We start from the raw sequence: 12,939 nt of genomic DNA, 5'->3' as shown, positions 1-12,939 counted from the left end.
GCAATCCGCAACCCAATCTGGTGAATGATGCCGCCTGCGAAAAAGGAAGTCCGTCCGTCGAGCCGCGGAGGACGTGTCCGTACGCCTGCCTTTGTGAAAAACCAACGTGGCGTCAAGAACTGGAAGGAAGTCAGCGCCTGGCTGGAATGGCGCGGCATCGAAGACATCGAATGCATCACCCCGGACCAGGCCGGCGTCGCCCGCGGCAAGATGATGCCGTCGAAGAAGTTCACCTCCAACACCTCGCTGGCGCTGCCTTCGGCGGTGTTCATGACGACGATTTCCGGCGGTTACCCGGAGGACGGCAACGGCTTCCACTATCCGGAGGACGACGGCGACCTCAAGTTGATGCCCGATCTTTCGACACTGACCGTGGTGCCGTGGGAAGAGGACCCGACGGCCGCGGTGATCTGCGACCTCGTCCACCAGGACGGCCGCTCGGTCGAGTTCACACCACGCAATGTGCTGAAGCGCGTGCTTGCAGCATATGACAAACGCGGCCTCAAGCCGGTGGTGGCGCCCGAGATCGAATTCTACCTGGTGCGCAAGAACCCCGATCCGGACTATCCGCTGACGCCGCCGGTCGGGCGCTCGGGGCGGCCGATCGGCGGTGGCGCCGGCTATTCGATCGCAGGCGTCAACGAGTTCGACGAGCTGATCGACGACATCTACCATTTCTCTGAGAGCCAGGGCCTGGAGATCGACACGCTGATCCATGAGGAGGGCGCCGGTCAGCTCGAGATCAATTTGCGCCATGGCGACCCGATCGAACTCGCCGACCAGGTGTTCATGTTCAAGCGCACCATCCGCGAGGCGGCGCTGAAGCATGAGATTTATGCCACCTTCATGGCCAAGCCGATCCAGGGCCAGCCCGGCTCGGCCATGCACATCCACCAGTCGATCATCGACAAGAAGTCCGGCCGCAACGTCTTCTCGGCCGAGGACGGTTCGGAAACGGACGCCTTCTTCCACTTCATCGGCGGCATGCAGAAGCATGTGCCGAACGCGCTGGTGATGTTCGCGCCCTATGTCAATTCCTACCGCCGGTTGACGCAGGCGGCGTCGGCGCCGGTCAACAACAAATGGGGCTATGACAACCGCACCACGGCTTTCCGTGTACCGCGCTCCGACCCGGCGGCGCGGCGCGTCGAAAACCGCATCCCCTCCTCGGACGCCAATCCCTATCTGGCGATGGCCGCGTCGCTGGCCTGCGGGCTGATCGGCATGACCAACAAGATCAAGGCCGAGCCGCCGGTGCTGACGACCGCCAATGAGGACGAGATCGACCTGCCACGCGGCCTGCTCGAAGCCGTCGACCTGTTCGAGGCGGACGAAGAGCTCGGCGCGCTCCTCGGCAAGTCTTTCACCGCAACGTATGCGGCGATCAAGCGGGCGGAATTCGAGACCTTCATGGAAGTAATCAGCCCGTGGGAGCGGGAGTATCTGCTGCTCAACGTCTGACCAATCATGAATTATCAATCTCCGATTTCGCCCGGGCGGTCCTGGTATGAGGACACGGCCGGACCAAGGCCCGAGTACCCGGCGCTCGATGGCGACCGGACATGCGACGTCGTCATCGTCGGTGGCGGCTTCACCGGGCTGTCGGCGGCGGCGCATCTGGCCAAGGCGGGCAGCAATGTCGTGCTCATCGAAGCGTATCGTTTCGGCGACGGCGCGTCGGGCCGCAATGGCGGCCAGCTTGGTACCGGCCAGCGCGCCTGGGCCGAGGAACTGGAGGCGGAATACGGCTTTGCCCGCGCCAAGGCGCTGTTCGACCTTGCCGAAGAGGCCAAGGCGCACCTCCTTGAATTCGCTGCCGTCAACAACATCAAAATCGACTACATGCCGGGCCAGATGTCGGTGGCGCACAAGCAGCGTTACGTCGACGACTACAAGGCGCATGCCGAAATCATGGCGAAGCGCTTCAACTATCCGCACATGACGTTCATGGACGCCCGTGAGACGGCGGAGCGGATGGGTTCGACCGCCTATTTCGGCGGCACGCGCGACACCGGCACGGGGCATATCCACCCGCTGAAGCTAGTGATCGGCACGGCAATGGTGGCGGCGGAAGCGGGCGCCCAGCTGTTCGAGCAAACGCCGTCGACCGGCATCAGCTCCAGTGGCGGCAAGGTGAGGGTCACGACACCGAAAGGCACGATCACTGCCGAAAAATGCCTGATCGGCGTCAACGCCTATGGCGGCACGCTCGAGCCAGTGAGCGCCGCGCACATCATGCCAATCGGCTCCTTCATCGGCGCTACAGTGCCGCTCGGGACTGACACAAAAGTGCTGCCGGGCGGCGAGGCCGTCGACGATTCCCGCTTCGTCGTGCGCTATTTCCGCAAGACCAGGGACGGCCGTCTGCTGTTCGGCGGGCGCGAGATCTATGCCGTCAACGATCCGAAGGACATCCATATCCACATCCGCCGGCAGATATCGGAGCTCTATCCCGAGTTGAAGGATGTCGAGATCACCCATGGCTGGGGCGGCTATGTCGGCATCACGGTGCCGCGCAAACCGTTCGTGCGCGAGGTGATGCCGAACGTCATCTCGGCCGGTGGCTATTCCGGCCACGGCGTCATGCTGTCCAACTTCTTCGGCAAGCTCTATGCCGAGACGATCGCCGGCAACCGCGACCGGCTGAAGCTGATCGAGGACCTGAAGATACCGCCCTTCCCCGGCGGTCGACGTTTTCGCACGCCGCTGCTGTTCCTGGCGCTCAACTGGTTTGCGCTGCGGGACAGGATCTAGAAAAGGCATCTCCGCGCGGAATCAGACTGTTAAGTCTGCTGTTGGCTTGCCCCAGCGACACGTTGCAGAATCCTTAACAAGTGTGCAAAATTCCCGGTTAGGGCGCACTGATGCCACAATCGCCGGCAAAAGGTGGCGGTTCTGGGCTATCAAACGGGGACTTCCGCGGGCTTGCCCGCTTAGGTTTTGGGACCGATGCCGATCGAAAGCCGCATTTCTGGCGCCGATCGAAAGAACGTCGGCCCGTATGTTGGAGGTAGTGGAGTGAACGAGCCCTTCAGTTTCGGTGCGCCGGAACGGCGGCGCTTTGCCATGCAGTTCGGTTATGAGATGCGGCCCTCTTTCTGGCAGGGAGTCCGCTCGAACGCACATCTGGTGATTGCAGCGGTCGGCACTGTCGCGCTGCTTGGCGTCGCGGGTGTGGCGCTATGGCTGGCATTGCCGGCCAACGACCGGCAAGCGATCGCGAGCCCCGCGCAGACCGTTCCAGCCGTTCCGGTGAAAACAACGAAGATTGCGCCCCCGACCGCGAACGCGACGGTGGCTGCGGCTGCACCGCAGGCAGCGCGCAAGGCCGACGCGGTTTCACCCGCGGTGGCGGCCAAGGAGGCCAGTATCCCGGCGCTGGCTGCCAATGACCCGCGCTGGTCCGGTGCGGACACGGAAGCCGCGTCCACCAGCACGGCGACCGCCACCTCCGAGCAGGCGGCAAGCAAGCCTGCCGACGATAACGCCAAACCGTCGGCAGCGGCCTTCGCCGAGCCGGCGGCGAAAAACGACGCAACGACAGCGCTATCCAACGTCGCCGCACCAGAGGATGCAGCGACCGACGACAGCATGGACGGCGCACAGACCGCCGCAATTCCCACGCCAAAGCCGCAGGTTGCGGCAGCGGCCGCGAGCCAAGCTGACGACAGCCAGGCCAAGCTACAGCAAGCGAGCGCCGCTACCGGACGCATCCTCAAGGCCGTCACGATGCGGGCCGGCCCGAAACAGAAAGCGGCCGCGATGCTCACCGTGCCAGCCAAGACTTCGGTGCAAGTCATAAGCTGCAAGAAATGGTGCCAGATCGTCTATAACGGCAAACGCGGCTGGATCTACAAGACCTACATCAAGACTGGCGCCTGACGATCGGCAGTGGCGGTTAAGCGCCGGATAGCAGCGGGACAGCCGGGCGATCAGTCTCCCGGCGGTCGCAGCTCAGATGCAGCGCCCGCCATCGACCTCCAGCGCCACGCCGGTGATGAAGGCAGCCTCGTCCGAGGCAAGCCAGAGTGCAGCGTTGGCGATATCGAGCGGCGTCGAGAGACGGCCGAGCGGGATCGAGGCGCGGAACTTCTCGCGGATCTCGGGCGTGTCGGCGCCCATGAATTTCTCCAGCATGCCGGTCTCGCCGGCGACGGGACAGAGGCAGTTGACGCGGATGTTCTTCGGCGCCAGTTCGACCGCCATCGATTTGGTCGCTGTGATCGCCCAGCCTTTCGAGGCGTTGTACCAGGTGAGGCCGGGCCGGGGCCTGAGACCGGCCGTGGAGGCGGTGGTCAGGATGACGCCACCGCCTTGCCGCTCCATGATCGGCACCACGGCGAGTGCCGCGTGGTAGATCGCCTTCATGTTCACGGCGGTGATCAGGTCGAAAGTCTCTTCGCTGACATCGAGCATGTCGCCGTTGCGGTGGGTGTAGCCGGCATTGTTGACCATGATGTCGATGCGGCCGAAGGCGCTCTTTGCGGCATAGACCATCTCATCGAACTCGGAACGTAGCGAAACGTCGGTCTGGGTCCAGATCGCGGCCTTGCCGATCTCGGCGGCGACGCGTTCCGCGCCCCTGGCATTGAGGTCGGCGACAACGATTTTGGCGCCCTCCTCGGCAAAGCGCCTGGCCATGCCTTCGCCGAAGCCCGACGCCGCACCCGTGATGATGGCGACCTTGTTTTCCAGGCGCATGCTTTTCTCACCCATGATGAAGACTACCGATCGCGCCGACCACGACCCTCGAAAGATGTGCGGCCATCACCAATTTCTCCTTTGGCTTTCGTCACAATCCCGCTCTATGTTGCAGGTGCGAAGGCTTCCCGGAACCATCGTCCGTCGACAGACCTCCGGCTTGTGCCAGTGTCAAGGGGCACACTCCAGCACTTAGATGTGACACCATGGCACTGGAAAATTTAAATCGATTAGATTATATCAGCCCCGTCAATGCGACCGGCGTCAAAGCGGACAGACCATGACCAGCCAGATCATACCCGTCGATCCTTTCGACTTCATCATTTTCGGCGGCACCGGCGACCTGTCGGAACGCAAGCTCCTGCCCTCGCTCTACCATCGCCAGCGCGACCACCAGTTTTCCGAACCGACGCGGATCATCGGCACCTCGCGCTCGAAGATGACCGACGAGGAATTCCAGGCCTTCGCCAAGCAGGCGATTTCGGACCATGTGAAACCGGCCGACATCGACGCCAAGGAGCTGAAGACCTTCCTTGCACGCCTCTCCTATGTCTCGGCCGACGCCACCACGGGCGCCGGCTTCGACAAGTTGAAGAAGGCGATCGGCGACAGCGACCGCATCCGCGCCTTCTACCTGGCGGTGGCGCCGGCACTGTTCGGCGACATCTCGCACAAGCTGAAAGAGCACAATCTGATCACGCCGAATTCGCGCATCGTGCTGGAGAAGCCGATCGGGCGCGATCTTGCCTCGGCACGGGCGCTCAACGATTTGGTCGGCGACGACTTCCACGAAAGCCAGATCTTCCGCATCGACCACTATCTCGGCAAGGAGACGGTGCAGAACCTGATGGCGCTGCGTTTCGCCAACGCGCTCTATGAGCCGCTGTGGAACTCGGCCAATGTCGACCATGTGCAGATCACGGTCGCCGAAACGGTCGGCCTGGAAGACCGCGTCACCTATTACGACAAGGCTGGCGCGCTGCGCGACATGGTGCAGAACCACATGCTGCAGCTGCTCTGCCTCGTCGCGATGGAGGCGCCGTCGTCGATGGATGCCGACGCGGTGCGCGACGAAAAGCTGAAGGTGCTCAGGGCACTGAAGCGCGTCAATGGCAACGAGGCGCCGAAGCACACGGTGCGCGGCCAGTATCGCGCCGGTGCCTCGGCCGGCGGGCCGGTGAAAGGCTATGTCGAGGAACTCGGCAAGGACAGCAACACCGAGACCTTCGTCGCCATCAAGGCCGAGATCGGCAACTGGCGCTGGTCGGGCGTTCCGTTCTATCTGCGGACCGGCAAAAGGCTGGCGACCCGGGTTTCGGAAATCGTCATCGAGTTCAAGCCGATCCCGCATTCGATCTTCGGCGATAGCGCCGGGCCGATCTTCGCCAACCAACTGGTCATCAGGCTGCAGCCCGACGAAGGCGTCAAGCAGTTCATCATGATCAAGGATCCCGGTCCGGGCGGCATGCGGCTGCGCCAGATTCCGCTCGACATGAGCTTCGCGCAATCCTTCGACGGACGCGCGCCGGACGCCTATGAGCGGCTGATCATGGATGTCGTGCGCGGCAACCAGACGCTATTCATGCGCCGCGACGAGGTCGAGGCCGCGTGGAAATGGATCGACCCGATTCAGAACGCCTGGGAGAGCGCCAGGCAGGAGGCGCAGGGCTATACGGCCGGCACATGGGGGCCATCGGCCTCGATTGCGCTGATCGAACGCGACGGGCGGACATGGCACGAGAGCAATTGAGCGACGCCACCTTTAGCTGGAACGGCTTTGCCGATCGCCCGGAGCTGGCGGCCGCACTCGCCGGCAATGTCGCGGGTCGCCTGACCAAGGCGATCGCCGAGCGCGGCACCGGGTTGCTCGCCGTCTCCGGCGGCACGACGCCGGCGAAGTTCTTCGCCGCGCTCTCTCATATTCCGATCGCCTGGGACAAGGTCACGGTGACGCTGGTCGACGAGCGCTTCGTGCCGGCCTCCTCGCCGCGCTCGAATGCGGGACTGGTGGCCGCCAACCTGCTGCAGAACGCGGCCGCGGCCGCACGTTTCGTGCCGCTCTACCATGAGGCGACAAGCATCGAGACCGCCGCGGCGTCCGACGATGCGGCATTGCAGTCGCTGCCCTGGCCGCTCGACGTCGTCGTGCTCGGCATGGGAGGCGACGGCCACACCGCCTCGTTCTTTCCCGACGCGGACGACCTGGCGACATTGCTCGACCCGTCCTCGCCAAGGATCGTTCTGCCGGTCCACGCGGCCAGCGCCGGCGAGCCGCGGCTGACGCTGTCGCTGGCGCGTATCGTCGCCGCCGGCTTCATCGCGCTCCATATAGAAGGCCAGGAAAAACGCAGCGCCTTCGAGAACGCCATGGCGCCGGGACCGCAAAAGCCGATCCGTGCCGTGCTCGAGGCGGCGCCCAGGGCCGTAGAGGTTTTCTGGGCACCCTGATTTTCAACTCGCCAATGGTCCCGGCAGACGGTGGGAGGATGTTTTCCGGGACTTGAAAGGACCGACCGCCATGACAGCCAGACGCGACATCGAAGCCATCACCGAACGGATCCGCCAGCGCTCCAAGCCAGGCCGCGAACGCTATCTCGGCCGCATCGCCGAGGCGTCGAACCGCACCGCCAACCGGGCGGTGCTGTCCTGCGGCAACCTCGCGCATGGCTTCGCCGTCTGCAGCCCATCGGAAAAGGTGGCGCTTGGCGGCGACCAGGTACCGAACCTCGGCATCATCACCTCCTACAACGACATGCTGTCGGCGCATCAGCCGTTCGAGACGTTTCCGGCGCTGATCAAGGAAGCGGCGCGCGAGGCCGGCGGTATCGCCCAGGTGGCCGGCGGCGTGCCGGCGATGTGCGACGGCGTCACCCAGGGACAGCCCGGCATGGAGCTGTCGCTGTTTTCGCGCGACGTGATCGCCATGGCGGCCGCTGTCGGCCTGTCGCACAACATGTTCGACGCCGCCGTCTATCTCGGCGTCTGCGACAAGATCGTGCCGGGGCTGGTGATCGCCGCACTGACCTTCGGCCACCTGCCGGCGGTGTTCGTGCCGGCCGGACCGATGACGACAGGTCTGCCCAACGACGAAAAGGCCAAGGTCCGCCAGCTCTATGCTGAGGGCAAGGCCGGGCGGGCCGAACTGCTCGAGGCCGAGTCCAAATCCTATCACGGGCCGGGCACCTGCACCTTCTACGGCACCGCCAACTCCAACCAGATGTTGATGGAGATCATGGGCCTGCATACGCCGGGCGCCTCGTTCGTCAATCCCGGCACGCCGCTGCGCGATGCGCTGACCCGCGAGGCGACGAAGCGGGCACTGGCGATCACTGCGCTCGGCAATGCCTATACGCCGGTCGGCCGCATGATCGACGAGCGCTCGATCGTCAACGGCGTCGTCGGCCTGCACGCCACCGGCGGTTCGACCAACCACACCATCCATTTGATCGCCATGGCTGCCGCGGCCGGCATCGCCATTACCTGGCAGGATATTTCCGACCTGTCGGAAGCCGTGCCGCTCTTGGCACGGGTCTATCCGAACGGCCTTGCCGACGTGAACCATTTCCACGCCGCCGGCGGGTTAGGCTTCCTGATCCGCGAGCTGCTCGACGAAGGCATACTGCACGAGGACGTGCAGACGGTGTGGGGCGAAGGCTTGAGGCCCTATGCGGTCGAGGCCAGGCTCGGCGAAGACGGCAGCGTGGTGCGCGAGGCCTCTCCGCTGGAGAGCGGCGACGAGAAGGTGCTGGCGCCGTTCGCAAAGGCATTCCAGCCGACCGGCGGGCTGAAAGTGCTTTCAGGCAATCTCGGCCACGCCGTCATCAAGACGTCCGCCGTGAAGCCGGAACGGCGCGTCATCGAGGCGCCGGCCAAGGTTTTCGACAGCCAGCAAGGGTTGAACGAGGCGTTCAAGGCCGGGACTTTGACCGGCGACTTCATCGCCGTCATCCGCTTCCAGGGGCCGAAGGCCAACGGCATGCCGGAACTGCACAAATTGACCACCGTGCTCGGCATCCTGCAGGATCGCGGCCAGCGCGTGGCGCTGGTGACCGACGGTCGCATGTCGGGGGCTTCCGGCAAGGTGCCGGCCGCCATCCATGTGACGCCGGAGGCGGTCGAGGACGGCCCTATCGCCAGGATCCACGAGGGCGACATCATCCGGCTCGATGCCGATGCCGGTACGCTGGAAGTGCTGGTGCCGGGGACGGAATTTGCCTTGCGCCGCACGGCGGATGCCGACCTCATCGGCAATGAATTCGGTTTCGGCCGCGAGCTGTTCGCCGGGTTCCGGCAACTGGTCGGCCGCGCCGACCACGGCGCCAGCGCCTTCGGAACAGCTTGAAGGACGCCTTGTCTTCCTCATGAAAAAGGGCGGCTTGCGGCCGCCCTTTTGCGTTCGCCCATAGGATCCTATTGCACCGTCAGTTCGGATCGCTCGCCGGCCTTGACCGTTACGGTGCCTTCCTTCGAGCTGTTGTCCGATTTCTCCGACACGACGGTGTAGTCGCCCGCCGGTATCGCCGCCTGATACTTCTGGTCGTAGGCATAGCCGAGCGACTTACGGTTGCCGTTGATGTCCTTCTCCATCTCGAAAATCTCGATCTTCGAGGCTCCGGGCGCGGTGATCGCCAGCACGCCGGCGTCCAACGCAACCTTCACGTCCTGAAACTCGCCGACCTTGACGGTGAACGGCTGCTCGACCACGGCGAGATCGACTGTCGCAATCAGCACGTAGTCATCCGGCGGCAGATCGAACTTGCTGTCGGGCCCGTAGGAATAGGTCACCTCGTCCCTGGTTCCGTCGATCTTCTTTTTTGCCTTGAGCACCTTGAAGCCGATGCCTGAAGCGTCTGCCTTGTCGCCGCCTGCGGTATAGTAGGCATTAGCGACGACATGGCCGACACCGGCGATCATGTCCTTTTCCACGGTCTTGCCGGCAGCCAGCGCAATCGTCTCGGTGACCTCGCCCTGCCCGATCGTGACCGTCACCTTCTCGTCGCCGGCCGGCAACACGATTTTCGTGGTCCCGTAGTAGGTCGCAGGGTGATCGGCGCCCGGATAGTCGATGACGACGGCGGCGCCATCGACGACATCCGCCCCCGGGCTTGGCCGCGGATGGATGATGAGCGTGCCGGCATTCAAGGTGAAGAACGGCTTGGAGACCTGGCCCGCCTCGATCTTGACCTTCTGCTCGACCTTGGCCTCGCCGTCCTGGGCGACGACGACGTAGTCGCCCGGCTCCAGATTGCCCTTGTAGGCGCCATATTGGGTTGTGACAGACTCGCCGCGCGTGCCGTCGGACCCAGCCTTGTAGATCTCCCAGGCATTGCCGTCGGTGAGCGGCTCGCCGCCTTCGGCCATAACGACGGTCGGGATGAAATTGAACTCCGGTTTGACAGGCTCCGGCGCGGGCGCCGGCGCAGGGGCCGGAGCAGGTTCGGGCGCCGGTGCCGGCGCCGCCACCGTCTCGACCAGCGCGTCCTGCAGCGCTTTCTCGTCGGAGGCCTGGATGTATTTGCCGCCGGTGTTTTCCGCGAGGCAGGCGATCTGCTTGCCCTCATCGGCGGTCAGCCCGAAGCCGACGACGTCGGCGGTGAAGTCGATGCCGGACGCTTCCAGCTCCTTGCCGAGCGCGCAAGGGTCGCCGCCGCAGGTTTCAAGCCCGTCGGTGATGAGAACGACTGTTGCCTTGTCCTCGGTGTATTTCAGCGCCTCGGCCGCCTGCTTGACGGCGGCGGTGAGCGGCGTCTTGCCGAGGAATTTCATGCTGTCGGCGGCGGCGGAGATCGCGCTGGCCGAGCCGGCCTGCGGCGGCACGATGAGTTCGATGTCGTCGCAGCTGCCCTTCTGGCGATGGCCATAGGCCATGAAGCCGATTTCCGCGTCGGCCGGCACCGACTGCAGCACGTTGCGCAGCGATTCACGCGCGATTTCGAGCTTCGGCCTGCCGTCGATCTGAGCCCACATGGAGCCTGACGCATCGAGAACGATGACGACCTTGCCGGCGGCAAAGCCAACCGAAGTCATTAACAAAAGGAGGATCGCCGCAGCGACGCTCCGCAAAAGTCTCGCCATCAAAATCTCCCGAGATCGCCCTCTGGTCCGCTCCGAAAAGGTATTTGACCCGGCGTCAGGACACAAGTCCGAGACTGCGAGAACCGCAGGTCAATAGGTCGTGCGGCGCTCTTCGGAAGGCGGGCGACCGAATTGCAGCCGGTAGCTCTGGGCAAAATAGGAGTGCGAGGTGAAGCCGGTGGCGATCGCCACGTCGAGGATCGGCATATTGGTCTGGCGCAGCAATTCGCGCGCCCGCTCGAGCCGCAGCCGCATATAGTAGCGGCCGGGCGTTACGCTGAGATGGCGCAGGAACAGGCGCTCGACCTGGCGTACCGACAGGCCCGCCGATTTGGCGAGCTGCACCGCCGACAGCGGCTCGTCGAGGTGATCGGCCATCAGTTCGACGATGCGCCTGAGCTTCTCCGACTTGCCGGTCAGGTCGCGCTCCGGCCCGACCCGCTGGCGGTCGCCGGCGGAGCGGATGCGCTCGTGCTGGAACTGGTTGGCGACGCCGTTGGCGAGGTTGGAGCCGAAATCGCCGCGCACGATCTCCAGCATTAGGTCGATCGAGGTGGTGCCGCCGGCGCAGGTGTAGCGCTTGCGGTCGATCTCGAAGACGTTGCCGGTGCAGTTGATGTCGGGGAAGCGCTCCATGAAGCCGGCGCGGTTCTCCCAATGGATGGTGCAGCGATAGCCTTCGAGCTGCCCTGCCTCGGCGAGCAGGTAGGAGCCGACAGAGAGCGCGCCGAGCGCGTTGCCGCGCCGGCCCCAGTTGCGCAGCGCCGCCAGCACCTTGCTCTTGCCGGGGAACTCGATGGAAAGGCCCAAGGACACGAACAGGATGTCGACCGGCGGCAGGTCGGCGACGGCATAATCGATCTTGAGCGGCAGGCCGTTGGAAGCCATGACGGCCTCGCCGTCGGCCGATACCGTCGTCCAGCCGTAGAAATCGCGGCCAAGCAGGCGGTTGGCCGAGCGGAAGGTGTCGATCGCCGCAGCCAGCGAAAACATCGAAAACTTGTCGACCAGCAGGAAGGCGAATTGCCGGCCACCTTGAACGGGATCGTTCGTGAGCGAGCGTTCGACGGAAGCAGTAAGGTTCGGCAACGCTCAAGCTTTCCGGGTCAGAAGGACGGCCGCTTCATCCCGGCCGCGAGGTAGGCGGAAGCTACAGTGTTGGCCATCAGCATGGCAATGGTCATCGGTCCGACACCGCCGGGAACCGGGGTGATGGCGCCAGCCGCTTGCGCCGCCTCAGCATAGGCGACGTCGCCGACGAGTCGGGTCTTGCCTTCGCCCTTTTCGGGCGCGGCGATGCGATTGATGCCGACATCGATGACGGTAGCGCCCGGCTTGACCCAGTCGCCCTTGACCATTTCGGGTCGGCCGACGGCGGCCACCAGAATGTCGGCGGTGCGGGCGAGTGCCGGCAGGTCCTTCGTGCGGCTGTGAGCGATGGTGACGGTGCAGTTGGCGGCGAGCAGAAGGTTGGCCATCGGCTTGCCGACGATGTTGGAGCGGCCGACGACGACCGCGTTGAGGCCGGACAGGTCCTTGCCGCGCACGCGCTCGATCAAAAGCATCGAGCCGGCCGGCGTGCACGGCACGAAGGCCGTGTCGAGTTCGCCGGTGCCGAGCTTCCCAACATTGATGAAATGGAAACCGTCGACATCCTTTTCCGGCGCGATGGCCTGGATGATCTTGCCGGAATCGATATGGCCGGGAAGCGGCAGCTGCACCAAAATGCCGTTGACGGCCGGATCGGCATTGAGCTCACCGATGATCTTGAGCAGCGCCTGTTCGGACGTATCAGCCGGCAGCGTGTGCTGGAGAGAATGAAAGCCGCATTCCTTGGCGGTGCGGGATTTGGAGGCGACATAGACCTGGCTTGCCGGATCCTCACCGACGATCACCACTGCCAGGCCGGGCTTCTCCGCACCCTTGCCCACCAGTTGCGCGGTCAGGGCCTTGACCTTCTGAACCACGTCTTCGGCGACGCTTTTTCCGTCAATCACTTTGGCCATGGACCACCTTCAACACTGTTCTGCCTGGAGCGCGCCTATCCGTGCACGCTCGATCTCTGGTTGCACATCGACGCACCCGAAAAACGCCTTGCGGTTTCGGGCACCATGCAGCGCGGCATTTTCACGAAAATTCCAGCGGGCAATCCCGTCAAAACGC

10 protein-coding genes are annotated in these 12,939 nt (G+C 64.2%); 6 read left to right on the top strand and 4 right to left on the bottom strand.

From position 1 onward, the window contains the following. Positions 1-24: 24 nt before the first annotated feature. From DH08_RS24955 to DH08_RS24945, 3 genes are all read left to right on the top strand, one after another. Positions 25-1,461, top strand: coding sequence for a glutamine synthetase family protein (locus tag DH08_RS24955; protein ID WP_192181822.1), 1,437 nt, complete (start codon positions 25-27; stop codon positions 1,459-1,461). A 6-nt stretch (positions 1,462-1,467) separates the two neighbouring features. Further along, positions 1,468-2,754: an NAD(P)/FAD-dependent oxidoreductase gene (locus DH08_RS24950; RefSeq protein WP_192181821.1), complete on the top strand. Its 1,287-nt coding sequence runs from the start codon at positions 1,468-1,470 to the stop codon at positions 2,752-2,754. Positions 2,755-3,018: 264 nt separating this feature from the next. After that, entirely contained in the window at positions 3,019-3,882 is an 864-nt protein-coding gene (locus DH08_RS24945) for an SH3 domain-containing protein (protein WP_192181820.1), read from the top strand. 72 nt (positions 3,883-3,954) lie between these two features. Here DH08_RS24945 and DH08_RS24940 read toward each other — a convergent pair whose 3' ends face one another. Continuing rightward, positions 3,955-4,701 carry an SDR family oxidoreductase gene (locus DH08_RS24940; protein ID WP_040582923.1) on the bottom strand — a complete coding sequence of 249 codons (747 nt, stop codon included), beginning with the start codon at positions 4,699-4,701 and terminating at the stop codon, positions 3,955-3,957. Positions 4,702-4,981: 280 nt separating this feature from the next. Between DH08_RS24940 and zwf the strand changes: the two genes are divergently transcribed. The 3 genes from zwf to edd all read left to right on the top strand — a co-directional run bounded on the left by zwf (position 4,982) and on the right by edd (position 9,043). Further along, entirely contained in the window at positions 4,982-6,451 is a 1,470-nt protein-coding gene (zwf, locus tag DH08_RS24935; protein WP_006202754.1) for a glucose-6-phosphate dehydrogenase, read from the top strand. Beyond that, positions 6,433-7,149, top strand: coding sequence for a 6-phosphogluconolactonase (gene pgl / locus DH08_RS24930; RefSeq protein WP_192181819.1), 717 nt, complete (start codon positions 6,433-6,435; stop codon positions 7,147-7,149). Before zwf ends, pgl begins: the two co-directional genes overlap by 19 nt. Positions 7,150-7,219: 70 nt before the next feature. After that, positions 7,220-9,043 carry a phosphogluconate dehydratase gene (edd, locus tag DH08_RS24925; protein ID WP_192181818.1) on the top strand — a complete coding sequence of 608 codons (1,824 nt, stop codon included), beginning with the start codon at positions 7,220-7,222 and terminating at the stop codon, positions 9,041-9,043. A gap of 68 nt (positions 9,044-9,111) precedes the next feature. Here the strand turns inward: edd and DH08_RS24920 are convergent, their stop codons facing one another. From DH08_RS24920 to folD, 3 genes are all read right to left on the bottom strand, one after another. Further along, on the bottom strand, positions 9,112-10,776 hold the full coding sequence (locus DH08_RS24920; protein ID WP_192181817.1) for a vWA domain-containing protein: 1,665 nt from the start codon (positions 10,774-10,776) through the stop codon (positions 9,112-9,114). 90 nt (positions 10,777-10,866) lie between these two features. Beyond that, the gene (locus DH08_RS24915; RefSeq protein ID WP_192181816.1) at positions 10,867-11,865 is read right to left on the bottom strand and encodes a GlxA family transcriptional regulator; all 999 of its coding nucleotides are present in this window, start codon (positions 11,863-11,865) and stop codon (positions 10,867-10,869) included. Positions 11,866-11,882: 17 nt separating this feature from the next. Next, positions 11,883-12,782, bottom strand: coding sequence for a bifunctional methylenetetrahydrofolate dehydrogenase/methenyltetrahydrofolate cyclohydrolase FolD (gene folD / locus DH08_RS24910; protein WP_192181815.1), 900 nt, complete (start codon positions 12,780-12,782; stop codon positions 11,883-11,885). Positions 12,783-12,939: the final 157 nt, after the last annotated feature.

Source organism: Mesorhizobium amorphae (assembly GCF_014843845.1).
In the GTDB taxonomy this organism is placed as follows: domain Bacteria; phylum Pseudomonadota; class Alphaproteobacteria; order Rhizobiales; family Rhizobiaceae; genus Mesorhizobium; species Mesorhizobium amorphae_A.
Note: the sequence above shows the minus strand (reverse complement) of the source record. Positions and strands in the feature narration are given on the sequence as shown.